Genomic DNA, 23,926 nt, shown 5'->3' with positions numbered 1-23,926 from the left:
CTGCCGTTCTGCCGGGCCGGGCGACCCGGTGCGGGATATGTCGCGCACCGGGCCCGGCGCGGTGGGCGGAGCGGGGTGGGCGGGGAATCCTCGTGCCCGTCGTCGGTGGTGTGGAACCGTACAGGGGTGCTCGCGGACCGGAAGACGCGTAGAGCTATAAAGCGATAAAATGTGAATCGTTGATATTTTTCCCGAACATCCGGACAGCGTGCGTTCCGGGACTACGAGGACCTTTCTTTCTCCGGTTCCTTGTCGTCGCGCCACGGGTGTTCCGGCCGCGGAGGCTTGGCGTAACGCGGACGGAGCCCAAGGGCGGCTGTCGACGCCGGCTGTTTTTCGTCGGATCCCCTCGGCGGTTCCCCCGTCGGGGACTTCTTTGTTCCTTGGTCGAACCCGGCGGTCCAGGACGAGCCCGCGACCTGTGCCGCCAGGCCGGAACGGGGTCGGTGCGACCGGCCGGTTCCCGTGGTCGGAATGCCCGCGGACCGGAAAAGGAATGACCGGGGAGAAGGAGATCGACTTTAGGTCCCCTTTGCTGATGAATGGCTTTATGGCGAAAGGAGGTGGCGTCCATGTTGATGTCAGTGGAAACGTTGACCTTGTCTGGCGAGAAACCAATATTCAGGATCATCGATGGGATCGGCGCCCACTGCTAGTGTTTCGCCCAACCGGCGGATTCGCCCAACCGGCGATGTGCGCCTATCGGGATAAGTCGCGTTTCTCTGCTTGAGCCGGGTTGATTCTGGTTAAAGGGGGTGTCTCATTTCTGGTCTGGATGGTGACGACTCCGAATTCCGGATGGGCGCGGGAAACGTCAGGACCGGTCTCTCGCCGTCCTCGAAGATCGAGTCGACCTACAACGAGCTCACGGCGCTGGTGGGCGGGATCGCGGGGCCCGACCGGCACCACGGCTTCCAGGGGGGTTCCCAGGACGTCGCGCCGATCCTGGAGGCCACGGAGCGGATGACCGACTTCGTGGTGGCCAGGCTGGGGGTGGGGCAGGGCTCCCGGGTGCTGGACGTGGGCTGTGGCAACGGCCGCCCGGCCGTGCGCCTGGCCCGGACCCTGGGCGCGCGGGTCGTGGCGATCGACATCGACCGGGAGGCACTGCGCGAAGGAGCCGAGCACGCCGAGGCGCAGGGCGTGGCGGAGATGGTGCGGTTCCGGCACGTCGACGCGATGGACCTGCCGTTCGCCGACGCCTCGTTCGACGCGGTGCTGGCCCTCGAGGTCACCCCGAACCTGGACGTCGCGGCCCTCTACCGGAGCATCGCCAGGGTCCTGCGCCCGGGGGGCCGCCTGGTGGTCGAGACGCCTTACCCGCGGGTTGCGATGACCGAGAAGGTCCGCGAGCGCGTCGGCCCCCACCTGGCCATGCCGAACGCCGTGTCGCTCGACGCGCCGGAAGACCACCTGTCGGCGGCGCGGCGGGCCGGGATGGCCGCCACGGAGCTCGTCGACATCACCGAGGACGTGCGTGACTCCTTCTCCCGGCTCGCGCGCGGGCCGCGGGAGCGCAGGGCGCGGCCGGAGGCCGGACGCGGGACGCCCGGCGCCGGGCGGCCACCCGCCGCCTTCACCGCGTGGGCGGACGCCGCCGAGATCGGCGGGGTGGTCATGACCTTCACCAGGATGGAGCACTGACATGACGGATGTGACGGTCATCGGGACCGGGGTGGTCGGTTCCGCGATCGTACGGGCCTGCGTCGACTCGGGCCTGGAGGTCTCGGTCTGGAACCGTACGCCGGAACGCTCGGAGAGGCTCGCGGGACGGGACGTCCACCTCCACGCGACGGCCGCCGAAGCGATCGAGGCCTCCCCGATCGTGCTGCTGTGCCTTCTCGACTACGAGATCACCCACGCGGTCCTCGACGAGACCGCGGCCGATCTCTCCGGCAGGCTCGTCGTCCAGCACGCCAGCGGCATCCCCGACGACGTCGCCCCCCTGCGGAAGCGGGTGGAGGCCGCGGGAGGCAGATACCTGGAGGCCGCGATCCTCAACTACCCGGACGCCATCGGCACCGAAGACTGCTTCACCGTCTACGGCGGGGCGGCCGAGGACTTCAAGGAGCTGGCGGGCGTGACCGAGGCGCTGTCCGGCAAGCAGGTGCGCCTGGGCCCCGACCCCGGCTACGCCAAGGCCTACCACGTCGTCTCCAGCGCCTTCTACTACGCCTTCGTCAACGGTTTCCTCGAATGCTCGGCCATCGCGGAGAGCATGGGAGTCCCCCTCAACGACTTCGCGGAGTCCGTGCCGCTCTACGACCCCGGTTTCCAGAACACGATCGGCGTCGGCCTCGGTCTCATCGCGCGCCGTGACTACACCTTCGAGCAGGCTCCGCTCACCTCGCACCTGGGCGTTCTCAACAACCTGGCGGACATCGCGGAGCGGGCCGGGATCGACCAGTCCTACCTCGGTGTGATGCGCGAGCGCGTGCTGAGGGCGATGGAGCAGGGCTACCGGCGCGAGCACGTGGCGGTGCTCACCGAACAGTTCCGCAGCCGCCGAGCGGCCTTCCATGACCGCTGAGGGGAAACATGCACGGTTTTGAACCGGTCGACGGCGAGCCACCTGACGGTCCTGATGGCCTCCGCGGTTCCGACGGCCCCAATGGCTCCGGCGACTCCGACGGCCTCGGCGGCCCTGACGGCCTCGGCGGCCCTGACGGCCTCGACGGCTCCGGCGAGGACGGTGGGACCGGCGGCGTCGCGAGACCAGGTTCCCCGAGGCCGGGCACTCCCGGTCCCGGCCTTCCCGACCCGGCCGTCCCCGGCCCCGGAATCCCCGGCCCTGGAGTTCCGGGTCCCGGCGCCCCCGGCCCCGGAGGTCCTGATCCCGGTCCCCGGGGTCCCGGCATGCCCGATCCCGGCGCTCCCGATCTCGGGATTCCGGGTACCGGCACCGCGGCCGCCGGCATCGCCTGCCGCTTCCCCGCGCCCGTCCCCGCCGTCCGTACGGGTGGCGACGTGGTGTTCATGTTCCCCGGCGGGGCGGCGCGGTATCCCGGGATGGGCCGTGAGCTCTACCGCGACGAACCGGTCTTCCGCACGGCCGTGGACGAGTGCCTGGACCTGCTGCCCGGCCGCTCCGCCGAGCGGCTGCACGCCCTGTGGGCGGACGCGGCACCGGCCCTCCCGGACGAGGCCGGCGAGACCGGTGTGTCCCCGGACGGGGCGGCGGGGGAGGAGACCGGGAAGGCCGATCCCTCGCCGGCGCCGGCCGTGTTCGTCATGGAGATCGCACTCGCCCGGCTCCTCATGACGCGGGGGGTGAGCCCTTCCCTGCTGATCGGCAACGGCCTCGGTGAGTACGCCGCGGCCTGTGTCGCGGGCGTCATGTCGCTGCGCGACGCCCTGGCCGTCGTGGCCAGGCGCGGAGAGCTCCTGGCAACCCTGCGCGACGGGGCGATGCTGGCGGTTCCGGCCTCCGAGCGGGAGGTCGAGCCCTTCCTCGGGGAAGGAGTGTGCCTGTCGGCGGTCAACGGTCCGGCGTCCTGCGTGCTCGCCGGTCCCGCCGCCCACGTCGCCGAGGTCAGGGAACTCCTGGACCGGCGCGGGATCGCCTGCCGCCTCCTGCCGCTCAGCACCGCCGCGCACTCGGCCCTGGTCGACCCCGTGATCGACGAGTTCCGCGACTTCCTCGACGGCGTCCCGCTGCGCCGCCCCTCGCTGCGCCTCGTGTCCGGCGTGACGGGGACCGGCGACGCCGACTTCGCCGACCCCGGGTACTGGGTCACCCATCTGCGGGCGACGGTCCGCTTCGACGCCGGACTCGGCCACGTCCTGGCCGGCGGTCCGAAGATCCTTGTCGAGGTGGGGCCGGGCACGACCCTGACCACGCTGGCCAGGGCGCGAGCGGGTACGGACTCCGTCGTCGTCAACGTGACCCGCCATCCGGCGGAGGAGCGAACCGACGGGGAGGTCCTGCTCGGCGCGCTGGCCCGGCTGCGGGAGGCGGGCGTCGAGGTCGACCTGCCCTCCTCGCGGCCGGAGCGGCGGCTCGGGCCGCCCGCGCCGCCCCACCCCTTCGCGCCGGCCGCCGTTCACCCGCCGGACCGGCCGACCGTCGCTCACCCGCCGGACCGGCCGCGCGTCACGGATCCCGCCGTCACCGGGCGGGAACGTTCGTCCGTCGGTCTGTACGGGATCACCTGGAAACGGGCCGTGAAGGTGCCCCCGGCCGATTTTGGCCCCACCGTGCGGGAACACCGCTGGATCCTGCTCTCCGACTCGTCACCCCTCGCCGAGGCGGTCACCGCGAGGCTGGAGGAGTACGGGGCCATGACCGTCGTCGTCACCCCGGGGCGCGCGTTCCACCACGCGGCCCGGGACCGGATCACGATCGACCCCCGGTGCGGGGAGGACTACGAGCAGCTCCTGAAGACGGTGGAGGGTGACGCGGAGGGGCCGTCGCGGATCGTCTGCCTCTGGGGAGCGTCACTGCCCGCACAGGTCTGCCCGCCGCTGGGCCACGTCGCCGGCCTGGCCCGTGCCCTGAGCGGCCGGCCGGAGACCGATCTCTGCCTCGTCACCCGGGGAGCCCTGGAGATCACCGGAGGCGAGCGGCTCGACCCGCGGGCGGCCCTCACGGTCGGAGCCGCCGGGCCGCTCCGCCACGAGCTGACCGGCACACGCGTCCGGCTCGTGGACCTGGACCCCGGCGACGACGGAGACCACGGGATCCGGGCCGCGGAGCTCCTGGCCGAGCTCTGCCGCCCGCCGCACGAGGACCCGGTCGGCCTGAGGGCGGGGCACCGCTGGCTGCGCGGGTTCGAGCCGCTGGACGTGGCGCCCGGCACGTACGGGAGTCCCTCGGTGCGCCGGGGCGGGACCTACGTGATCACCGGGGGGACGGGCGGGATCGGGCTGCGGCTGGCCGGACACCTCGCGGCCGTCCACTCGGCGCGGCTCGTCCTGATCGGACGTGAGGCGCCCGGGACGTTCCCGTCGTACGGCCCCGGCTCCGGTGGCGGGGAGGGTGCGGCGCTGAGGGCCCTTCTCGCGGAGCGGGGGGACGACCTGCTGGTGCGCGGTGCCGACGTCGCCGACGCCCGGCGTCTCAGGGAGGTCCTCGAAGAGGCACGGTCGCGGTTCGGCGAGATCCACGGGGTGATCCACGCCGCGGGCGTGCCGGGGGAGGGCATGGCGGAGTTCCTGACCGAGGACGGCATCGCCGCCGCCCTGCGGGCCAAGACCGAGGGGACCGCCACCCTGGTCTCGGTCCTGCGGGAGGTGGGCGCGCTTCCCGATTTCGTGGTGCTGTTCTCCTCGCTGGCGTCGTTCTCCGGGGCTCCCGGGCTCGCCTGCCACGGGGCCGCCGACGCCTTCCTCGACACGTTCGCCCTCGGCGCGCGGCGCGACGGCGGAGGCGTACCGGTGCTGTCGATCAACTGGGACCGGTGGAACGGCGTGGGAACGGCCCGTGACACGGAACGCCGCCACCGTGAGCTCACCGGGGAGGGCCTCACCGGAGGGCTGAGCCCCGAGGAGGGGCCGGCGTTCTTCGAGAGGTGCCTGGCCGTCCTTTCGCTGGGTCAGGTCGTCGTCTCCTCCCGCCCGCCGGGGGACACGGACCCCGCCCGGCGGGCCCCGGCGCCGGATGCCCGGTCACGGCCCCTCCGCCCGCGTCACCTCGCCGCGACCCCCACGGCGGGCGGGGAGTCTCGCGCGCACGGAGACGCGACCCCCCGGGCCGGGGGCGAGGGAGAACCGGAGGCGGCCGGCCCGTACGCGACCCCCGGAAGGAACGACCTCCCGTGACCGAGACGATCCCGGCCGACTCCCGCGTGTGGCTGCGCAGGGAGTGCTCGCTCGCCGAGCCTCGCGCGCGCCTCGTCTGCTTCCCCCACGCCGGGGGTGCCCCGATGTCCTACCGCGGGTGGCAGGACCGGTTGCCCGCCGATGTCGAGCTCTCCGCCGTGTGCTATCCCGGCAGGCAGAACCGCGTCAGCGAGCGGCCGATCGACCGGATGGAGACGCTCGTCGACCACGTCTGCCGGGCACTGGTCACCCTGGCGGACCGGCCGCTCGCCCTGTTCGGGCACGGCATGGGCGCCGTGGTCGCGTACGAGGTCGCGGTCAGGCTCGCCGGACGGTACCGGATCTCCCCGGCGGCGCTGCTGGTGTCCGCGCACGCGGCGCCGCACCTGTGCGCGGACGACGCGAGGAGGATCCCCGTCGGCGACTGCCGGCTCGCCGAGCAGGCCGCCGCCGCGAATCCGATGCTCCTGCGCCTCCCGGAGCTGATGGACCTGGCGATGATCGCGTTGCGGGCCGACCACGATCTCCTGCACGCCTACCGGCCCGCGTTCACCCCGCAGGTCACCGCTCCGATCATCGGCTACCTGGGGACGGACGATCCGCACGTGAGCCACGGGGAGATGCGTGCCTGGAGCCGCGTCGCGGGCTCCGGGTTCGAGCTGCGGACCTTCCCCGGGAGCCCCTTCTGCTCGATGGACGCGGAGGCGGCACTCGTCGCCGACATCGCGGAGCGCCTCGCCGGCGTCGGGGACGTCGACCAGGCGTGCCGTGAGGACTCACCCGCTTCCTCACGGCACGTGTGAGGTTCCCGGCACGCATGGAAGAGATGTCACGATCGTGATCGGCGACAGCCCGGCAGCGGGCGGTGGGACCGGAGGCGGGTCCCCCGACGTCGGTCATCCGGGTGTGCCGCCGGAACGGGCTCCTTGATCGAGGAGGGCGTCGACCATCTGCTGGAGCTGCGTACGCCCGGTGGGACCGAGGGCGCGGCCGAGGGCGTCGGCGAGTTTTTCGAAGGGGTCGACCACCGGCAGCTCCCTCACCCGCTCGGCGAGTTCGTCGACCGTCCACAGGCCGTCCTTGTGGACGTGCGCACCAGGCGACCATCCGTGGTTGACCGTGACCGATCCGCCTCGGATGGAGAGCACCTGACCGGTGAGCGGACACGCCGCGGTGGCCAGGTAGGCGGCGACGGGCGCGTTGGTGGAGGGGTGCAGCGGGTCGAACCGTCCTGCCGGCGGCTCCTCGCGCATGCCGGGGACCTGGAGGGTGAGCCGGGTGCGTGCCATGGAGGGCGAGACGCAGTTGACCCGCACGCCGTACCGGCCGAGTTCGAGAGCTCCGACGATGGTCATGGCCGCGACTCCGGCGTTCCCGGCGGCGTAGGAGGCCTGCGTGGGCAGCGGGTTGAGCAGGCCCGAGCCCGAGGAGGTGTTGACGACGGCACGGTCGACGCGGTCGCCGGCCTCGAACCGTTCGCGCCAGTGACGGGCCGCCCAGCGAGTGACCGCGAACGTGCCTTTCAGCTTCACGGCGACGACGTCGTCGAACTCCTCCTCGGTCAGGTCGGCCATTCCGCGGTTCCGTTCGATGGTCGCGTTGTTGACGACGACGTGGAGGTCACCGAAGGCCCGCAGGGCCGCGTTCACCATGCGCCGGGCGCCGTGCCAGTCGGCGACGCTGTCGGTGTTGGCGACCGCCTGCCCGCCGCGGGCGATGATCTCCTCGACCACCGCGGCCGCCACGTCGCCGTCGCCACCCGTGCCGTCGACGGCGACGCCGGGGTCGTTGACGACGACCCTGGCACCCTCGGACGCGAAGAACAACGCCTCTTCTCGCCCGATGCCGCGCCCGCCGCCGGTGATGAGGACGACGCGTCCGTCCAGACTCCCCACGTGCTCCACTCCCTCTCAATCAATACACTCGATGCATTAATACATTGCATGAAGCAATGCATGGAATGCAATAGGCTGGGGTCATGACGGAGAGCCCGGGGTTGCGGGAGCGCAAGAAGCGGCGCACACGGCAGGCGCTGATCGAGGCGGCGGTCCGCCTGTTCGAGCAGAAGGGGTTCGAACACGTCACGGTGGCCGAGATCGCCGAGGCCGCGGAGGTGTCCACCCGTACGTTCTTCCTCCACTTCCAGACGAAGGAGGATGTGCTCTTCGCCAACGCCGACGTGCGGATCGATCTGGCGCTGCAGGCGGTCGCCGAGCGCGGCGCCGAGGAGCGATTTCCCGGCGTTCTCGCGCGGGCGATGGAACAGATGATCGCCAACAGCTGGGACAGCGATCTGACCAGCGGGCTCGCGGCGCTCCGGGTCCGCCTGGCCGAGTCGGCGCCGGTGTTGCGGGCGCGGTTGTTGCAGGGGTATGTCACCGCGCAGACCGAGCTGGCCCGGGCGCTGCACCAGGCGTATCCGGACGAGCTGGACCCGATTGCCGCCGCTGCCCTGGTGGGCGCGATGGTCGGCGCGGTGAGCGCGGCGACACTGGCCAGCCTTCGGCGCGGCGACTCGCCCGAAGGGGTGCGGAACGCGATGCGGCAGGCCGTGGACCTGGTCGTGTGCTGCCGTCACCGGGCGAGCTGAGGCGCCGTCGCCCGGCCCTCCCTTCGCGTTCGCCGGTCACGCCGAAGCACGTCGCCCTGGAAACTGTCGGTGCCCGTTGTCAGAGTCACAAGGGTCAGCGGCAACGTTCCACCCTCGTCCCCCGGAGGTGCGCGATGGCACGGCGACGGACACCCGCCAAGGCGGTACGACGGCGGGCGTCCGGCGGGCGGAGGCCGCGCCGGCGCGAGGGCGACGGCGACCGGTCGCTGTGGGCGATCGCGGCCGTGGCCTTCTTCGTGGCCGCCGTGTGGCTCGCCGACGTCGTCGTCGCCAACTGGCCGCTGGTGATCGGCGGTACGGTCGTGCTGATCGCGGGTCTGGCAGGGGCGCTCCTGCTCCGCCATCGGGCGATCGAGGCCCGGGAGCGGGAATGGCTGGAGGACAACGCGCGCCTCGAACGCGTCGACCGCATGACCGGTGACCGGTTCGAAGCCCTCGTCGAGACCCTGCTGCGGCGCGAGGGCTTCCGCGGGGTGCGCAGGATCGGCGGCAGCGGTGACGGCGGCGTCGACGTCGTCGCGACCGCGCCCGGCGGCGAACGCTTCGTCATCCAGTGCAAGCGCTGGGGCGCCTCGGTGGGCTCACCCCAGATCCGCGACCTTCTCGGCGCGCTCCACGCCTATCCCGGCCACCGCGGCGTGCTCGTCACCTCGTCGACCTTCACGGCTCCGGCCAGGGAGTGCGCGGCGGGCACCGACCTGACGCTGATCGATCGCGCGCTGCTCGCCGCCTGGTTCACCGGGTCCTTCGCCCTCGCTCCGCGGGCACGCCGCGGGGCCGGTCGGCGGTTCCTGCCGGGACGCCGTCCCGCGATGCCCCGTCCGGACGGCGATACGGGCCTGGAGGGAGCGCTCGGCGACGAACCGGCCTGACGACCGGGCCGTCCGCCGGTGCGCGCCGGTGCATGCCGGGGCACCGCGGAGTATGTCGGTGCATTGCGGGGCCGGAGGACGCCGGGAGACGGCGACCGGCGAGTCTCCCGGCGAGCCGGTGCCGGACCCCGGGCTCGTTCGGCCGGAGGCGGCTCACGATCCCGTGATGTCGAGGGCCTTTTCGAAGGCGGCGTGGGCCTCCGGGGTGAACAGGACGAACCGCAGGTCCGTCACCTTTGTCGGAGTGGCCCGTACGGTGCCGACGGCGATGCGGGCGGCGTCGTCCATCGGCCAGCCGTAGACTCCCGCCGACACGGCGGGAAAGGCGACGCTGGTGGCGCCGAGTTCGTCGGCGACGCGGAGGGATTCGCGGTAGCAGGAGGCCAGCAGGTGCGTGCGGTCCTCGGTGCGGGAGTGGACGGGGCCGACGGTGTGGATGACCCAGCGGGCCGGGAGGTCTCCCGCGGTGGTGGCCACGGCCTGCCCGGTGGGGAGTCCCTTGCCGTACCGGGAGGCGCGCAGGTCTCGGCATTCGGCGAGGACGGCGGGGCCGCCGCGCCGGTGGATGGCCCCGTCGACCCCGCCGCCGCCCAGGAGCGAGGAGTTGGCGGCGTTGACGACGGCGTCGACGTCCTGCGTGGTGATGTCCCCCTGGACCAGCGTGATCCTCATGAGCCATGGCCTTCCTCGGCGGTTCGTCTTCTCGTATCGGGTCCTTCCCCGGTTTCCCGTGCTCTGACGTGTTCCCCGGCGTTCCGCCCCGGACCCGCGGCGGTTCCGCTCCTCGCCGTTCCGGGACGCCGCAGCCGTGCCACGTGACGGGTCGCTTCACCGGTCTGGCCGTACGCCGGGAGCGCGTCACCCGCGCCTGAGCCGTGATCGCCCCCGCCGCCCGCCGCCCGCCGCCGGAAGACCGGAAAACCGGAGAGGAACCGATTTCCGGAGGCGGCGGGCGGTGGGGGCCGTCTCAGACGCGGGTCAGGACACGGTGCCCGGGGTGCGGCTCGCGCCGGGAGCCCGCGTGGCCGGTGCTCACGTTCCCGCCGGGGGCGGGCCTTCCGCCCGGCGCGCGGTGAGCAGCAACCGTCCGGCACCGATCTCGAAGGGCGAGCCGTCAGGCCCGCCGAACCGTTCGACGCCGGTGAACCCGCCGTCGGTGAGGATCTGGCCCAGGTGGGCGCTGGTGTAGACGTGGTGGATCGCGGTGACCTCGAGCTCCTCCGCACCCCGGGTGAAGTGGTATCCACTGATCAGGCGGCTGCGGGCGACGTCGTACCCTGTCGTCGCCGTGACGGTGATGTCGCCCGTCCGCATCCGGCGTGGTTCACCCAGGTAGCCGGGCAGGACGGACTCGGCCGTCGCATTGAAGTCGACCACCAGCCCTCCGCCCGGCCGGACCGCGTCCGCCAGGGCGGCGACGAACTCGCGGGTTTCCTCGGGTTCGAGGTAGCCGAAGCTGTTGCCCATGCAGACGGCGGCGTCGAACGAGCCGTCACGCGGGATGTCCCGCATGTCGGCGATGCCGAGATCGACGTCGAGCCCGGCGTCGGCGGCGGCCCGCCGGGCGTACCCGACGGCCTCGGCCGAGATGTCCACGCCGGTCAGGCGGTGGCCACGCGCGGCGAGGGCCAGCGTGTGCCTGCCGCTGCCGCAGGGCACGTCGAGGATGCGGGCCCGGGGGCGCAGGCCGAGGTGACGTTCGACGAAGTCGACGTCCGCCTCGGTGGATTCCGGCGTCGCCGCGCGCCGCCAGAACTCGTTGGGAAGTTCGGTGAAGAAGTTCGCGTACCAGGTGGATGAGGTGTCGTGTGACATGGAAGAGCTCCAATGGTGTCGTGCGTCAACATGATCGCGACATCACCGGGGCACCACGGGAGAAGGTCGATCGCCACTCGGACGCCACTCGGGCGTCTCAGGCGTCGGTCTCGGTCGTCACCGCGCCGGAACGGCCGGTGCGATGCGGTGGCCCGGTGTCAGATCCCGGGCAGCCATGGCTTCCTCCACGTTCGTCGCCGGACCTCGCCCGGCGGATTTCCGTCAACGCTAACAGAGCAGACCGTCTCGCACCGCTGGGTTTTCCGCCGCGGCCGGTCAGCCCGCCGCCCCGCGACCGCCGTCGGGGATGTCGGGGATGTCGGGGATGCCGGGGGTGCCGGGGGTGTCGGGGGCGTCCCGCACGTTGTTCGCCATCGTCGCGAGCACTCGCTCGAAGGCGGCGACGTCCTCCTCGTCCAGGTCCGCGCGCAGCCGCCGGTCGAAGGCCGTCGCCGCCTCCCGTAGCCGGTGGAACAGGGCCTCTCCCTCCTGCGTGAACTCCACCATGTGGGCGCGCCGGTTGGCCGGGTCGCGGCGGCGGGTGAGCAGGCCCGTGCTCTCCATCGCGTTGAGGTGGTGGGTCAGCGTGGCCCCCTGGATGCCGACCGCGTCGGCGAGCTCGCGCTGGTTGCCCAGCCGGCGGGTCTTGAGGGAGATGAGGATCAGCCACACCGGCAACGACCCGCCCGCCGCGGCCAGCGTTTCGTCGAAGGCGCGGCTGACGGACTTGGCGGTACGGGTCAGGTGCAGGCCGATCGGCGGCCTGAAGGGCGGCGGCATTGGCCCACGGTAACATCGCGCTCTAATCATTTGACGTCTAATTATTAGACATCTATCTTTTGGCGGGACGGGCCGCCGGGGCGCGGCCGTCCACCTCGCCCATCACGCCTCGCCCCTCGCCCCTTGCCGGGAGCACGCGAGGGCCTTTTCCACGGGGAGCACGCCATGACCGCCACGACACACCCGACCGGAGACCGCCCGCTCGACGGCAGGGTCGCGCTCGTCGCCGGAGCCAGCCGCGGGATCGGCGCCGTCACCGCGCGGGCCTTCGCCCGTGCCGGTGCCGCCGTCGTGCTGGGAGCCCGCGACGAGCGGGCGGTGGAATCCGTCGCCGAGTCCATCCGCGCCGAGGGAGGCCGGGCGCTGGCGGTGCCCGTCGACGTCGGTGACGCCGCGTCGTCCGAGCGGCTCGTCCGGCACGCGCTGGACACGTTCGGCCGCCTGGACGCCGCCTTCAACAACGCCACCGACGGGCCCCTGCCCGCGCCACTGGCCGACATCGACCCCGACGACTTCGACCGGGGGATCCGCACCAACGTCCGGGGCACGTTCCTCGGGATGAAGTACCAGGTCCAGGCGATGCTCGGCTCGGGCGGCGGCGCGATCGTCAACATGGCGTCCATCGCCGGGATGCGGGGCACCGCCAATCTCGCCGCCTACGTGGCCGGCAAGGCGGGGATCATCGGCCTGACCCAGGTCGCCGCGCTCGACTACGCCGACCAGGGGATCCGGGTCAACGTCGTGGCCCCGGGGCCGATCCTCACCCACCACCTCAGGGCCGCGGGCGAGGAGGCCCAGCGCATGGCCGGTCTCGCCACCCCCATGCGCCGCGTCGGCCGGGCCGAGGAGGTCGCCGACGCCGTCGTGTGGCTCTGCTCCGACCGGGCGTCCTTCATCACCGGGGTGGTCCTGCCCGTCGACGGCGGCCAGTACGCCGGCAACAAGCCCCCGCGGATGTACCGCGAGGGCCGGCCCGCGCAGCCTCAGAGCCCGTGATCCGGTGCGCGGGCCGGGGGATCACCGCTCCAGCAGCTCGACCGTGCCGCGCTCGCCGTCGACCCTGATCCGGTCGCCGTCGCGCAGGCGCATGGTCGCGTTGCCGGTACCGACCACGGCCGGGATGCCGAGCTCGCGGGCGACGATCGAGGCGTGTGACAGGGGGGCGCCCATGTCGGTCACCACGGCGGCGGCGCGGGGGAACATCGGCGTCCAGCCGATGTTGGTCAGCGTCGTCACGAGGATCTCGCCGGGGGCGAGCCTGTCGCCGTCCTCGGGACCCGCGATGACGCGGACCACGCCCTCGACGACGCCCGGCGCTCCGGGGAAGCCGGTCACGGTGTCGCTCACCGGGGCGCCGCCACCCCTGGCGTCGAAGATGTCCCCGCGCCGTCCGGGATCGGCGGCCCATCGCTCCGGGTCGAACCGGCCGACGATCAGCGTGGGATAGGCGGGCAGGGCCGCGTACCGCTCGTACGTCGCCCGCCGGACCGCCACCTTCTCCGCCGGTACGTCGTCGCCGCGCAGGACGGCGAGGATCTCCTGGATCGACAGGAAGAACAGGTCGTCACCGTGGCCGGTGAGCTCCCCGGCCCGCAGGACGAAGGAGCGCAACGCCCAGAAGGCGCGAATCACCTCCGAGCGGGCCGACTCCCGGTCACGGACGATCGCGTTCCACCTCGCCACCCGCAGGCGGGTTTTAGCCGCCTTGCGGGGGTAACGCTCCTCGAAGCGCCTCCAGGCCGCCTCACGCGCCTCCCGCTGGTGGTCGAGCAGCGCGCCGGTGTGCCCGCCGCTCTCGGAAACGGCCGCGAGCTGCGCGTCGATCCACCGCGGGTCCTCGCCGGGCCGGGGGATGGAGACCTCGAACTCGTGCGCGCCCCGGTGCCCGTAGAGGCGGGCGAACGTCTCCCTGTCGATCTCCTTCGCGGCGAGCTTCTCCAGGCCGACGATCGTCCCGAGGCTGGCGAGTTCCCCGTCGGCGTTGGCGCCGGTGAGTATGGCCTCGGCGTCCCTCTCGCCCACCATCTCGCGCAGCCTGGCGCGGGTCATGACCAGGGTGTTGCCGCCCTGTCGCCCGGCGGCCTCCAGGGTCTGGCAGGCCTCGACGAAGTACGGGAGCAGCTCGGCCTCCCACAGCCCGGCCAGCTCGCCCGTGGTCGCGGTCGCGGCGATCCGCCCGCGCAGTTCCTCGCATCGCCGCCGCGCCGTGGCGAGGAAACCGGGCATCCTTTCCGCGTTGGCCGCGATCCGCCTGCGCAGGGTGAAGGCGAGCGGCAGCACGCTTCTGATGATCTGCCGGCGTGAGGCGGGAAGCAGCGGTACGTCCAGGTCACGCGGCAGCCTGCCGAAGACCTGCTCGACCGCGCCGAGCCGCCTGCGCATGCCCAGAGCGCGCGCCACCGAGAACACGACGCTCAGGTTCATGTAGAAGCGGCCGCCGATGTTGCCGACCATGGTGAAGCCCGGCAGCGCCGACGTCGACATCGCCTCCCCGATGAAGATCTGGACGAGTGACCACGTGGACGGCGTCATCACGTCGGGGATGGCCTCGCCGAGGTTGGCGCCGGTCCACAGGTAGTCGCCGGTCAGGCTGTCGTTCCACTCCTCGACCCGCTGCCTGAGCCGGGTGATCGGGCGGGCCTGCACGATGAGGAACGTCCCCTCGCGCCTGACCCACTCCACGTCCATGGGCGTCCCGTACAGTTCCTCGATCTCCGTCGCGAGCCGCGCGAGCCGGGTGACCTGGGCCGGGTCGAGTACGGGCCGGTGGCGCAGGTCCTCGGGCACGGGTGCCTCACGCGTGCCGCCGGGGGTGCGCACCGTCATGACGGTCTTGTCGCCGACGTGTTCCTCGACGATGTCGCCGATGCCGCTGTTCTCGTCGTGCTCGTCGTCCTCGTCTTTTCCGCCGCCGGTTCTGGCGACGATGACGGTGTCGGGTGTCACCTGCCCGCCGACGACGGCCTCGCCCAGGCCCCACGAGGCGTTGATCACGATCTGGTCGCGCGCGCCGGTGACCGGGTTCGCGGTGAACAGGACGCCCGCGGCGTCGGCGGCCACCAGTTCCTGGACCACCACGGCCAGCGTCACGTCGTCCTGCGGCACGCCGTTCGCGGCCCGGTAGGCGATGGCGCGCGCGGTCCACAGCGAGGCCCAGCAGCGCCGGACCGCGTCCAGCAGGCCGTCGCCCCGGATGTTGAGGTAGGTGTCCTGCTGTCCGGCGAACGACATGTCGGGGAGGTCCTCCGCGGTCGCCGACGAGCGTACGGCGACCGGCACGTCCTCGCCGAGCCTCGCGTGGGCCGCGCGGATCTCGGCGGCGGTCTCCGCCGGTATCTCCCGTTCCGAGAACAGTGCCGCGATCCGCGGCGACGCCTGCTCCGGGGGCATGCCGGAGACGGCCTCCATGATCTGCTCGTTGAGGCCGTCGCGCGAGACGAAGTCGCGGTAGGCGTCCGTGGTGACGTGGAAACCGCCGGGAACCGGCAGGCCCGCGCGGGCCAGCCGGGCCAGTGAGGCTCCCTTGCCGCCCGCCAGCGCGAGGTCGGCCGCTTCGTCGTCCAGGGGGAGGGTCTTCACCGCGTGTTCTCCTCGAACTTCTCTGACTTCTCGAACTTCCCGGACTCCCCGGACCTCCCGTTCTTCTCGAGGCCCAGGGAGACGCGCAGTTTTCGTTGCGCGGCCTCCACGGTGGCGTCGACGTACTCCAGGGTGGCCCGCGTCACCACCCGGGTGACGCCGGCGGGGAGCGGGCCCGCGTTCTCCGTCGCGCTGCCGCCGGCGTCGGCGATCAGCTCCGCCAGCCGCTCGTCGGACGGTCTGTACCCGCCCGGCATCATCGGCGAGACGAGCAGGAACCCGTACAGGACGGAGACGAGCATGGTCACGTGCTCGGCGGGCGACAGGTCGCTCCGCAGCGCGCCGTGTTCCCGCAGCGTGCCGAGGTAGGCCTGGAAGTCGCCGCCCAGCTCGGCGCCGGCCGCGCCGTCCCGCTTCTGGCGCGTGAGCCTGCCCAGCACCTCCGAGTCGCCCAGGATGCTCGCCCGCATCAGGGGCCTGCCGAGAACCTCCGAGGCGAGCGACCTGAGCAGGTCGCGGAGGGTGGCCGGGCCGTCCCCGAGCCGCCGCCGCACCTCGGTGATCATCTCGACCCGCTCACGGCGCACCAGCGCGGCGAACAACTCCTCGCGCGTCTTCCAGTGCAGGTAGATCGTGCCCTTGGCGACCCCGGTCCGCCGGGCGATGTCCTCGACGGTGGTCTTGTCGTACCCCCAGCGCAGGACGAGGTCGGCGGCGGTGTCCAGGATGCGGTGCGCCCGTGCGAGCCGGTGCGAGGCGTCCTGTGGCGGTCGACCCGCCTTCCTGCCCTCCGGCTTCATGGTCCCCACCATTTCCCGTAAATTTGACCAAATGTCCTCATTTGGTCATTTAATTAATACCACACCGCCGGGGAGGTGGCGGTACGGGGACGGGGTGTGAGGCGGGGCGTGGAAGCGGTGTCCGGGGTACGTCCGGGGCGTGCCGGTGAGCGGGGGCGGCGGGTGTGTCCGGGGGTGCGGAAGCGATGCCGGTGAGCGGTGCCCGGGGTGCTTTTCAGGGTGCGTGGAGGCGTGAAGGGCTACGTCCGGGGGCGGCGCGCGGGCAGGTCGAACCAGACGCCGGTCCCGATCTGCCCGGTGCCGCACAGCCGCGTCCAGTGCGCCCCGCAGCGGCCCGCGGTGAACTCGTCGACGATCCGCAGCCCCCGCCCGCCGAGCTCCAGATCGTCCACGCGGCCGGGCGCGGTGAACGGGCGGTGCAACAGGCGTTCGATCAGCGGGACCCCGCCGCCGGCGTCGGCCACCTCGGCCCTGATCGGCAGATCGCCGTCGTGCAGAATCCGAAGTTCGTACGGGCCCGGGGCGTAGCTGCTGGCGTTGGTGGCCAGCTCGGCGACCACGACCTCCATCTCGGCCACCTCGTGGGCGGCGAAAGGCGGCCGGGACAGCAGGTCGCGCAGCAGCTCGCGGGCGCGGCGGGCGGCGTTGCCCTGGGGAAGGCGCCAGGCGGTCATCCGGAAGCGGCCGCGGATTCCACCGTGCACGCCGAACTCCAGAGCCTGAGCGTGCTCGATGAGCATCGTCGCTCCTATCGCGTAGGGCACCAGGGACACGGTGCCGCCGGGGCTTTCCGGCCGCTCGCTGGTCTGAATTACCCATGGTGCGGGACAAGACCGATATACGGAGAGTCGCAGGGCCAATACTGTCCGCAGATCGGTCCGGTGATAGGCGAGACCGATCACCTTGCATGATCGGTCGTACCGATACGGCTTCGGCGGTGCCGGGTCGCCGGTTACCTTGGCGTCAGGGAACCCGTCAAGGCAACCCGTCAGGGGAATTCGGCCGGGAAGGTCGGCATGAACGTCAGCAGTGGGAACGCGCAGGAAATCGACCCCGCGCTCTGGGAACGCCCGCAGATGCGCCAGGCTCTGGCCGTCCGCGACATGGCCACCGTATACCGGTTACTCCAGCGGATCGGGGTCTCCCAGCGTCACATCGCCGCCCTCACGGCCCAGTCCCAGTCGGAGATCTCCGAAATCCTCAAGGGCCGCCAGGTGATGGCGTACGAGGTGCTCGGCCGGATCGCCGACGGTCTGGGAATCCCGCGCGGCTACATGGGGCTGGCCTACGACGCCTCCTCCGCGGCGCTGGCCGGTACGGCGGCGGACGACCACCGCGACGACCCCGGGGAGGACGAGCAGGTGCGCCGCCTCCTCGCGCACGCCGCGCAGGTGACCATCGGCGCGACGGTCGGGGACGCCGAGGAGTGGGCCGAGCCGCTGACGCCCACGGAGACCCCCGTCCCGTACCGCATCGGCATGGCCGACGTCGAGCAGATCGAGGCGGTGACCCGCACGCTGCGCGCCCTGGACTACCGGCACGGGGGCGGTGTCTGCCGCGACGCGGTGGTGGCGCAGCTGACCTGGTCGCAGCGGCTGCTGCGGGCCGCGTGCCCGGAGTCGGTCACCCTGCGGCTGCACCAGGCGCTGGCCGACCAGCACAACCTCGCGGGCTGGACCTCCTTCGACGTCGGCCTGTACGGGGCGGCCAGAGGTCACCTGGCCCGCGCGCTGGAGCAGGCCAAGTACGCGAGGAACTCCTCGCTCGCGGCCAACGTCCTTTACCGGATGGGACGTGTCCACCTCCACTGCGACCGCATCCTGGACGCGCTGCGGTTCTTCCAGCTCGGGCAGATCTGCGCGCAGGACGCCAGCTGCGAGCGGACCGTGGCGATGCTCTTCGCCAACGAGGCGTGGGCCTACGCGCTGCTGGGCGACAGCGACCTCGCCCTCAAGTCGATCAACAGGGCGAGTGACGAGCTGGCCCGCGCCCGCGACCGCGAGTCACCCGCCTGGGTGAGCTTCTTCGGCACCGCCGACCTCGACGCCACGAGCGGCATGGTCCACGCCGACCTCGCCGTGACCCATCTCGACAGTCACCTCGGCATCGCCGAGCGGTTCCTCACCGACGCGCTCGGGCAGCGCGATCCGAGCATGGCCAGAAGCAGGGCCTTCGAGCTGACGGCCCTCGCGACGGTGCAGCTCAGAGCCGGTGACATGACCTCGGGGCTCGCCAACGGCGACGAGGCCGTCACCCTGGCGACCGAGATCCGTTCGGTGAGGATCAGCGACCGCCTCGCGCCGCTGCAGGCCGTCGCCATGATGCGGGCGCACAGCGGCGACGCGCAGGACCTCGCCCGGCGGATCTCGGCGGTGCGCGCCGCATGACGATGACCACCGACCACGCCGGCGGGCTCACCCGCGACCGGCTCCACTCGCTGCTGGCGTCGGTCTGCGCCCGGGCGGGGCTCGTGCCCGGTGACGCCGAGCTGATCAAGTTCACCAACAACGCCGTCTTCCGCCTGCGGCGGGCGTCCGTCGTGGTGCGGGTCGCCGGTTCCTCGGCCGCCCGCTCCCGCGTGCCGACGGTGGTGCGGGTCGCCCGCTGGCTGGCCGACCACGACTTCCCCGCGGTGCGGCTGCTGCCCGGCTGCGAGCAGCCGCTCCAGGTGGAGGGCCACCTGGTCACCCTGTGGGAGAACACCCCCGAGGTGGGGCCGCGCCCCGGCGGCGGTGACCTGGCCGCCATGCTCAGGCGGCTTCACACGCTCGCGGACCCGCCGGTGGACCTGCCGGAGTGGGCCCCGATGACCGAGGTCCGCCAGCGGCTCGACGAGCCGGAGGACCTGCCCCCGGGCGACCACGCCTTCCTGCTCGACGAGTGCGACGAGATCGAGGAGCGGCTCGCCGCACTCGACTACGTGCTCCCCGCCGGGGTCATCCACGGCGACGTGTTCATGGGCAACGTCATCGCCGGTCCCGCGGGGCCGGTGCTGTGCGACTTCGACAGCACGGCGATCGGCCCGCGCGAGTGGGACCTGGCTCCCGTCGCGGTCGGACGCCTGCGGATGGACTATCCCTGGGACGAGCACACGCCGCTCGCCGAGGGCTACGGCTTCGACGTCACCCGCTGGCCGGGTTTCCCGGTGCTGCGCCGCCTCCGCGAGCTGAAGCTGGTCACCAGCGTCGTGCCCGTCCTGCGCAGCAACCCGGGCATCCGGCCGCAGTGGGAACACCGCATGCGCAGCTTCAGGTCCCGCGACCAGACGGTCAGGTGGCAGCCGTACCGGTGACCGGTGAACGGGCCCGGCGGAAACCGCGAACGGCCCCGGGGACACCGGGGCCGTCGCCGGCCGGAGGATTCCGGGATGTGGTCCGGGGGGACGGCAAGCGGTGGCAGGTTGTCGGGAAGCGACACCCGGTCAACGTTCGGGGTGGTCCCCACGGGGGACATAGGGGCTGAACTCCCGACCGTCGCTCGGAGGACATCGCATGCTCAGGATCGGCAAGCTCACCTCTTCGGACCGCCCTCAATGGGAAACCCTGTTCCGCGGCTACAACGACTTCTACGAGCGCACGCTCACGCCCCAACTGTACGACCGTGCCTGGGACGAGTTCCGGGAGGACATCCGGATGCACGCCCTCGGCGCGAAGCTCAACGGCGAGCTGGTCGGCATCGCGCACTTCCTCATCCACTCCAGCACCACGGCGCTGGACGTGTGCTACCTGCAGGACCTGTTCACCGCACCGCAGGCCCGGGGCAAGGGGGCGGGGCGGGCACTGATCGATGAAGTGACCGAGTGGGCACGCGCCCGCGACTGCAGCAGGGTCTACTGGTCCACCCAGGAGACGAACACCGCCGCCCGGCGGCTCTACGACAAGGTCGGCGTGAACAGGGGGTTCATCCTCTACCAGATCGACCTCTAGCCATCGGGCGGAACAGCCGGAATCGCTTCCCGGCCGGCGTCCTGGTGATCCGGTGGGGCCGACCAGGTGACCCGGGCCGGCGACCGGACCCGGACCGGTGCCGCTGGGGCACCGGTCACCGGTCTCACGCGGAGATGCGGTCGGTGCTGTCGGATCGTCGGTGGTCGTGGGCTTGCTTGAGCTCGGTGTTGATGCGCAGGGCCTCGGCGAGCTGGTCCTCCAGGATGATGATGCGGCAGGCCGCCTCCAGCGCGGTGCCCTGGTCGACCAGTTCGCGAGCGCGGGCGGCCAGGCGTAGCTGGTAGCGCGAGTAGCGGCGGTGGCCGCCCTCGGAGCGCTGCGGCTCGATCAGCTTGGCGGTGCCCAGGCTGCGCAGGAACGCCGGGGTGACGCCGACCATCTCGGCGGCCCGGCCCATGCTGTAGGCGGGGTAGTCCTCGTCGTCGAACCGGTGACCGGAGACGTCACCCGGGGTGGCGGGGAGCCCGTCGGCTCTGCCCGCGATGTCGGCCTCGCCGGCCGGTTCAGCCTTGTCGGCGGTGTCGCGGAGCCTGGGCTCCGAGCGGACGGCCGACGCCAACGGTGTTCGATCCATACAACCTTCCCGAAATGCCGACAGGGGCCCCGGCGCCTTGATGCGCCGGGGCCCACGAGGTTCAACACCATCTATCGGCCCTGGGGCCGATCCGTTTCTTCCGCACCGGCCGCCCGATGGGGACGGGGATGCGGGGATCGCGTGTGCGTGACCGTAGACCACCTTCCAATCCGTGGGACTGCGGTACCCGTGCGGCGGAACATCAGCCGTCAACGGGCGATCCTGATGGCGTTCAACACTCCCTTCGCTATCTCTGCTTCTTCGACCTCATGCATCACTGATCACCGCAGCTGCGCGTCCACGGCCGGAACCCTTGACCTGCTGTGCCGGTCCCGGCACGTCCGACGTCGTACCTCGTTACCGCTGTGGCAGCGCGTCCACGGCCGGGACCCTTTCGCCTGCTACCGGTCCCGGCACGTCCGACCTTCTGCTCGTTCGCTGTTCGCCGCGGCTGCGCGTCCACGGCCGGGACCCTTCCGCTGCTTCGGCCCTGGCACGTCCGACGTTGGTGCTTTTTCCGTTACCGCTGTGGCAGCGCGTCCACGGCCGGGACCCTTTCGCCTGCTACCGGTCCTGGCACGTCCGACCCGCTGCCCCTCTTCACTGCTTCGTCTTTGTCGTCCAGCTGTCCACGCTCGTCCGGGCAGTTCGTCGTGATGCCTACGTCCTGCTCTGCCCTCGTGGAACCGTTCCTTGCGATGTCAGGAACTCTATCCCCACCACCCGCGGATGTCTACTTCAGTCACTACAGATTTTCGATACCGAGGAAGTGAGGGCTTGCACTCGCGCGCCGCCCGGGATGTCAGCTGCGGCCGACAGGGGTGGTGCCGAACATCAGGGTGCGCCGCCGGACGTCATAGAAGACGGTCCCGGCGCTGGACAACAGTTCTTGAAGATTGTCGGCGTCGTCGGGATCCAGCGTCAGCACCTCTTCCCAGGCCCCCTGGTCCAGGACGAGTTGCAAGGTGTAGCTGCCGGGCCGGCCCGGCTCGCCGGCGATCCAGCTGAACTGGTAGTGGCTGAGCTGGCGGACGACGATGCTGTCATCGGTGACGGGCTGGCTGGGTTCGGGAGCCATCGGCTTCTCCTGGAAACGTCGTTCACTGGACGGTTTTAGGGGGCGCCATGGCGTCGGGACAGAGCCTGCGTGGCCGGGCTCCCCACCTGGAAGATGCCCGATCACTCCGCTGTCACTCCGTACGGTGACGCCGCTCTCCTTCAAGATCTTCTCGGCGCGCTTTACCGATTCCGTGCGGTCGGGCAGTGTCGGCGAAGCTCCCTGTGGAAACGGTTTGCGGCCCGTCACCCCGGCCAGCATGCTGGACGTCATGCTGATCAGAGACGCGACGTCCGCCGACTGGCCGCTGATCTGGCCTTTCCTGCGTCGGATCGTGGCGGCCGGTGAGACCTTCACCTGGGATCGCGACGTCAGCGAGGAGCGCGCCCGTGCGATGTGGCTTCTCGAGCATCCGGGACGCACGGTCGTCGCCGTCGACACCGGTGGGACCGTCCTGGGCACGGCCAAGATGAATCCCAATCACATGGGGCCCGCCTCACACATCTCCAGTGCGAGCTTCATGGTCCACCCCGATCACGCCGGACGCGGCGTCGGGCGGGCGCTGGGCGAGCACGCCCTGGACTGGGCGCGCGCCGAGGGCTACCGGGCGATGCAGTTCAACGCCGTCGTGGAGACCAACACCCGGGCGGTGGGACTGTGGCGCTCACTCGGTTTCGAAGTGCTGGCGACCCTGCCGGAGGGCTTCGACCACCCGGTCAAGGGCTACGTCGGGCTGCACATCATGTACCGGTCCCTCTGAACGTACCGGCTCGCCTGAGGGCACCGGCCTCGCCGATCGCCGGTACGCCGGTCAGCCACCCCCCGCTCCGGGGCCGGCGGCCCGGCCGCGCCGCCGGCCGGCCGGGACGACGCCGAGACACGGCGCCTCGACGTCCTCGATCGTCTCGGCGCGCCCGCCCGCTCCGGAGGGAGACGATCGCTCGGCCGTCAGCTGGGCGAGCGCGAACAGCAGGAGCTCGCCGCTGCCCCAGTCGGCGCGGTCGCCGCGCCCCAGCTCCACGACCCGCCGCATGACCTCGGCGGGGGTGAGGCCCAGCGCGACGGCGACGTGTCTGGCGGCCTGCAGCAGCTCGTGGTCCCGGGCCCCCATCAGACCCTCCCGAGAGGGCCGCCGCCTCCGGGCGACGGGAGGATCGGAAGCGGCGGTGCCGCCGGGGCCCGATCATGGTGTGACTCGCGCATCTCTGTCTCCTCGGCTCCGCGTTCGGGGGCTGAGGACATGTTCTCCGACGGCGCACCGGCTGGTCCGGTCCTCCCGGTGGCCGATTCCGCGCTCCCCGGCCCCGCGGCCGCACGCGACGCCGGGACGCGGGCCCGCAGCCGCCCTCCCACGCGGGTCAGGACACCCGGGACGGCGGGGCGGTCCACGTGTCGCAGGCGGCGGGGGAGACCGCCCGAAAGCCGCGTTCGAACCAGCGGAGCCGGTTGGCGCCGGTGCCGTGGGTATGGTGGCTGCCCTCGTCGCCGCCGGCGCGGAGCGCGCCGGAAAGCGCCTCCCAGTCCTGTTCGGTACGGGGCAGCGAGCCTCGTACGCTGCCCAGGAACACGCCCGCCAGGCAGTCGGCCTGGAGCTCGTAGCGGCGGCCGAGTTCGGCCTGGCGGGGACGGTCGGCGCGGGCGAGGGTCTCGTAGCGGTCCCTGACGCCGGTGAGGCTCTGCAGGTGGTGGCCGTACTCGTGGGCCGCCACCTTGAGGGGGTACAGGTCGGTCCGGTTCTCGATCCAGTGGCCGGTGAGCGGGAAGACCAGCGTGGCCCGTTCGGTGCAGTAGAAGGCGTCCGCGTTGACGGGCCAGCGCACCCCGCACACGCGCCGCGCCGGTTCCTCGTAGAAGCGGACCGCCGGCCTGCGGAATCCCAGCCCGGCGCGGGCGAAGTGGGCGGACCACGAGGTGTTCAGGCACCCCAGGGCCGCCGTCAGGTACTCGCGCATCATCGGCACGCCCCTGTCGACGATGGGTGGTTCCCGGCAGGAGGTGGCCGCCAGCTTCCCGCTCGTCAGCAGCGGGCTCTTGGGCGGGGCGGCCCGCGCGACCCCGGACGGCAGGACGGTGAGGCACACGGTCACCAGGAGGACCCACCGGGTGAGGGCGGCGGCGTGGAGGCGCATGG

At 72.0% G+C, this 23,926-nt stretch carries 22 protein-coding genes; 11 read left to right on the top strand and 11 right to left on the bottom strand.

Going from position 1 to position 23,926, the window contains the following annotated elements; translation table 11 throughout:
- The first annotated feature begins 798 nt into the window (after positions 1 to 798).
- From ACVCAG_RS18800 to ACVCAG_RS18785, 4 genes are all read left to right on the top strand, one after another.
- The gene (locus ACVCAG_RS18800; protein ID WP_440084263.1) at positions 799 to 1,644 is read left to right on the top strand and encodes a methyltransferase domain-containing protein; all 846 of its coding nucleotides are present in this window, start codon (positions 799 to 801) and stop codon (positions 1,642 to 1,644) included.
- A 1-nt stretch (position 1,645) separates the two neighbouring features.
- Positions 1,646 to 2,530 carry an NAD(P)-binding domain-containing protein gene (locus ACVCAG_RS18795; RefSeq protein ID WP_440084264.1) on the top strand — a complete coding sequence of 295 codons (885 nt, stop codon included), beginning with the start codon at positions 1,646 to 1,648 and terminating at the stop codon, positions 2,528 to 2,530.
- A gap of 326 nt (positions 2,531 to 2,856) precedes the next feature.
- Positions 2,857 to 5,760: an SDR family NAD(P)-dependent oxidoreductase gene (locus ACVCAG_RS18790; protein WP_447190076.1), complete on the top strand. Its 2,904-nt coding sequence runs from the start codon at positions 2,857 to 2,859 to the stop codon at positions 5,758 to 5,760.
- Complete coding sequence (locus tag ACVCAG_RS18785) at positions 5,757 to 6,563, top strand: thioesterase domain-containing protein (RefSeq protein WP_440084266.1); 807 nt, start codon at positions 5,757 to 5,759, stop codon at positions 6,561 to 6,563. Before ACVCAG_RS18790 ends, ACVCAG_RS18785 begins: the two co-directional genes overlap by 4 nt.
- A gap of 93 nt (positions 6,564 to 6,656) precedes the next feature.
- On the opposite strand, the gene ACVCAG_RS18780 is transcribed toward ACVCAG_RS18785, so the two are convergent.
- Positions 6,657 to 7,655: an SDR family NAD(P)-dependent oxidoreductase gene (locus tag ACVCAG_RS18780; protein ID WP_440084267.1), complete on the bottom strand. Its 999-nt coding sequence runs from the start codon at positions 7,653 to 7,655 to the stop codon at positions 6,657 to 6,659.
- An 83-nt stretch (positions 7,656 to 7,738) separates the two neighbouring features.
- Here ACVCAG_RS18780 and ACVCAG_RS18775 point away from each other — a divergent pair, with 83 nt between their 5' ends.
- Both ACVCAG_RS18775 and ACVCAG_RS18770 read left to right on the top strand, forming a co-directional pair.
- Complete coding sequence (locus ACVCAG_RS18775) at positions 7,739 to 8,350, top strand: TetR family transcriptional regulator (protein ID WP_440084268.1); 612 nt, start codon at positions 7,739 to 7,741, stop codon at positions 8,348 to 8,350.
- A gap of 134 nt (positions 8,351 to 8,484) precedes the next feature.
- On the top strand, positions 8,485 to 9,243 hold the full coding sequence (locus ACVCAG_RS18770) for a restriction endonuclease (protein ID WP_440084269.1): 759 nt from the start codon (positions 8,485 to 8,487) through the stop codon (positions 9,241 to 9,243).
- Positions 9,244 to 9,396: 153 nt separating this feature from the next.
- Here the strand turns inward: ACVCAG_RS18770 and ACVCAG_RS18765 are convergent, their stop codons facing one another.
- From ACVCAG_RS18765 to ACVCAG_RS18755, 3 genes are all read right to left on the bottom strand, one after another.
- Entirely contained in the window at positions 9,397 to 9,915 is a 519-nt protein-coding gene (locus ACVCAG_RS18765; protein ID WP_440084270.1) for an O-acetyl-ADP-ribose deacetylase, read from the bottom strand.
- A gap of 360 nt (positions 9,916 to 10,275) precedes the next feature.
- A complete protein-coding gene (locus tag ACVCAG_RS18760; RefSeq protein ID WP_440084271.1) occupies positions 10,276 to 11,058 on the bottom strand; it encodes a methyltransferase domain-containing protein in 783 nt (260 codons plus the stop codon).
- 276 nt (positions 11,059 to 11,334) lie between these two features.
- Entirely contained in the window at positions 11,335 to 11,838 is a 504-nt protein-coding gene (locus ACVCAG_RS18755) for a MarR family transcriptional regulator (RefSeq protein ID WP_440084272.1), read from the bottom strand.
- A gap of 165 nt (positions 11,839 to 12,003) precedes the next feature.
- Here ACVCAG_RS18755 and ACVCAG_RS18750 point away from each other — a divergent pair, with 165 nt between their 5' ends.
- Entirely contained in the window at positions 12,004 to 12,834 is an 831-nt protein-coding gene (locus ACVCAG_RS18750; RefSeq protein ID WP_440084273.1) for a glucose 1-dehydrogenase, read from the top strand.
- Positions 12,835 to 12,855: 21 nt separating this feature from the next.
- On the opposite strand, the gene ACVCAG_RS18745 is transcribed toward ACVCAG_RS18750, so the two are convergent.
- The 3 genes from ACVCAG_RS18745 to ACVCAG_RS18735 all read right to left on the bottom strand — a co-directional run bounded on the left by ACVCAG_RS18745 (position 12,856) and on the right by ACVCAG_RS18735 (position 16,957).
- A complete protein-coding gene (locus tag ACVCAG_RS18745) occupies positions 12,856 to 15,417 on the bottom strand; it encodes a PEP/pyruvate-binding domain-containing protein (RefSeq protein ID WP_440084274.1) in 2,562 nt (853 codons plus the stop codon).
- Positions 15,414 to 16,217: a TetR/AcrR family transcriptional regulator gene (locus tag ACVCAG_RS18740; protein ID WP_447190075.1), complete on the bottom strand. Its 804-nt coding sequence runs from the start codon at positions 16,215 to 16,217 to the stop codon at positions 15,414 to 15,416. The genes ACVCAG_RS18745 and ACVCAG_RS18740 overlap by 4 nt, the downstream gene beginning before the upstream one ends.
- 239 nt (positions 16,218 to 16,456) lie before the next feature.
- Positions 16,457 to 16,957 (bottom strand): ATP-binding protein, encoded by a 501-nt coding sequence (locus ACVCAG_RS18735; protein WP_440084276.1) that lies wholly within the window; start codon positions 16,955 to 16,957, stop codon positions 16,457 to 16,459.
- Between the two features lie 276 nt (positions 16,958 to 17,233).
- On the opposite strand from ACVCAG_RS18735, the gene ACVCAG_RS18730 reads away from it, so the two are divergent.
- The 3 genes from ACVCAG_RS18730 to ACVCAG_RS18720 all read left to right on the top strand — a co-directional run bounded on the left by ACVCAG_RS18730 (position 17,234) and on the right by ACVCAG_RS18720 (position 20,143).
- On the top strand, positions 17,234 to 18,604 hold the full coding sequence (locus tag ACVCAG_RS18730) for a helix-turn-helix domain-containing protein (protein WP_440084277.1): 1,371 nt from the start codon (positions 17,234 to 17,236) through the stop codon (positions 18,602 to 18,604).
- The gene (locus ACVCAG_RS18725; protein WP_440084278.1) at positions 18,601 to 19,509 is read left to right on the top strand and encodes a phosphotransferase; all 909 of its coding nucleotides are present in this window, start codon (positions 18,601 to 18,603) and stop codon (positions 19,507 to 19,509) included. Before ACVCAG_RS18730 ends, ACVCAG_RS18725 begins: the two co-directional genes overlap by 4 nt.
- A gap of 199 nt (positions 19,510 to 19,708) precedes the next feature.
- On the top strand, positions 19,709 to 20,143 hold the full coding sequence (locus ACVCAG_RS18720; RefSeq protein ID WP_440084279.1) for a GNAT family N-acetyltransferase: 435 nt from the start codon (positions 19,709 to 19,711) through the stop codon (positions 20,141 to 20,143).
- A gap of 124 nt (positions 20,144 to 20,267) precedes the next feature.
- Here ACVCAG_RS18720 and ACVCAG_RS18715 read toward each other — a convergent pair whose 3' ends face one another.
- Positions 20,268 to 20,561 (bottom strand): MerR family transcriptional regulator, encoded by a 294-nt coding sequence (locus ACVCAG_RS18715; protein WP_440084437.1) that lies wholly within the window; start codon positions 20,559 to 20,561, stop codon positions 20,268 to 20,270.
- A 979-nt stretch (positions 20,562 to 21,540) separates the two neighbouring features.
- Entirely contained in the window at positions 21,541 to 22,068 is a 528-nt protein-coding gene (locus ACVCAG_RS18710; protein WP_440084280.1) for a hypothetical protein, read from the bottom strand.
- Here ACVCAG_RS18710 and ACVCAG_RS18705 point away from each other — a divergent pair.
- Positions 22,067 to 22,555 (top strand): GNAT family N-acetyltransferase, encoded by a 489-nt coding sequence (locus tag ACVCAG_RS18705; RefSeq protein WP_440084281.1) that lies wholly within the window; start codon positions 22,067 to 22,069, stop codon positions 22,553 to 22,555. The genes ACVCAG_RS18710 and ACVCAG_RS18705 overlap by 2 nt on opposite strands.
- 51 nt (positions 22,556 to 22,606) lie before the next feature.
- Here ACVCAG_RS18705 and ACVCAG_RS18700 read toward each other — a convergent pair whose 3' ends face one another.
- Both ACVCAG_RS18700 and ACVCAG_RS18695 read right to left on the bottom strand, forming a co-directional pair.
- Positions 22,607 to 22,906 (bottom strand): hypothetical protein, encoded by a 300-nt coding sequence (locus tag ACVCAG_RS18700; RefSeq protein WP_440084282.1) that lies wholly within the window; start codon positions 22,904 to 22,906, stop codon positions 22,607 to 22,609.
- 247 nt (positions 22,907 to 23,153) lie between these two features.
- Entirely contained in the window at positions 23,154 to 23,924 is a 771-nt protein-coding gene (locus tag ACVCAG_RS18695; protein ID WP_440084283.1) for a neutral zinc metallopeptidase, read from the bottom strand.
- Positions 23,925 to 23,926: the final 2 nt, after the last annotated feature.

This window comes from Streptosporangium sp. G12, assembly GCF_052983175.1.
This window is presented reverse-complemented; position numbering and strand designations above follow the sequence as displayed.

Coding starts and splice junctions, on each gene's coding strand:
- ACVCAG_RS18800 (WP_440084263.1), top strand. CDS start 799: ATGGGCGCGGGAAACGTCAGGACCGGTCTCTCGCCGTCCTCGAAGATC.
- ACVCAG_RS18795 (WP_440084264.1), top strand. CDS start 1,646: ATGACGGATGTGACGGTCATCGGGACCGGGGTGGTCGGTTCCGCGATC.
- ACVCAG_RS18790 (WP_447190076.1), top strand. CDS start 2,857: ATGCCCGATCCCGGCGCTCCCGATCTCGGGATTCCGGGTACCGGCACC.
- ACVCAG_RS18775 (WP_440084268.1), top strand. CDS start 7,739: ATGACGGAGAGCCCGGGGTTGCGGGAGCGCAAGAAGCGGCGCACACGG.
- ACVCAG_RS18770 (WP_440084269.1), top strand. CDS start 8,485: ATGGCACGGCGACGGACACCCGCCAAGGCGGTACGACGGCGGGCGTCC.
- ACVCAG_RS18765 (WP_440084270.1), bottom strand. CDS start 9,915: ATGAGGATCACGCTGGTCCAGGGGGACATCACCACGCAGGACGTCGAC.
- ACVCAG_RS18760 (WP_440084271.1), bottom strand. CDS start 11,058: ATGTCACACGACACCTCATCCACCTGGTACGCGAACTTCTTCACCGAA.
- ACVCAG_RS18755 (WP_440084272.1), bottom strand. CDS start 11,838: ATGCCGCCGCCCTTCAGGCCGCCGATCGGCCTGCACCTGACCCGTACC.
- ACVCAG_RS18750 (WP_440084273.1), top strand. CDS start 12,004: ATGACCGCCACGACACACCCGACCGGAGACCGCCCGCTCGACGGCAGG.
- ACVCAG_RS18740 (WP_447190075.1), bottom strand. CDS start 16,217: ATGAAGCCGGAGGGCAGGAAGGCGGGTCGACCGCCACAGGACGCCTCG.
- ACVCAG_RS18735 (WP_440084276.1), bottom strand. CDS start 16,957: ATGCTCATCGAGCACGCTCAGGCTCTGGAGTTCGGCGTGCACGGTGGA.
- ACVCAG_RS18730 (WP_440084277.1), top strand. CDS start 17,234: ATGAACGTCAGCAGTGGGAACGCGCAGGAAATCGACCCCGCGCTCTGG.
- ACVCAG_RS18725 (WP_440084278.1), top strand. CDS start 18,601: ATGACGATGACCACCGACCACGCCGGCGGGCTCACCCGCGACCGGCTC.
- ACVCAG_RS18720 (WP_440084279.1), top strand. CDS start 19,709: ATGCTCAGGATCGGCAAGCTCACCTCTTCGGACCGCCCTCAATGGGAA.
- ACVCAG_RS18715 (WP_440084437.1), bottom strand. CDS start 20,561: ATGGGCCGGGCCGCCGAGATGGTCGGCGTCACCCCGGCGTTCCTGCGC.
- ACVCAG_RS18705 (WP_440084281.1), top strand. CDS start 22,067: ATGCTGATCAGAGACGCGACGTCCGCCGACTGGCCGCTGATCTGGCCT.
- ACVCAG_RS18710 (WP_440084280.1), bottom strand. CDS start 22,068: ATGACGTCCAGCATGCTGGCCGGGGTGACGGGCCGCAAACCGTTTCCA.
- ACVCAG_RS18700 (WP_440084282.1), bottom strand. CDS start 22,906: ATGGGGGCCCGGGACCACGAGCTGCTGCAGGCCGCCAGACACGTCGCC.
- ACVCAG_RS18695 (WP_440084283.1), bottom strand. CDS start 23,924: ATGCGCCTCCACGCCGCCGCCCTCACCCGGTGGGTCCTCCTGGTGACC.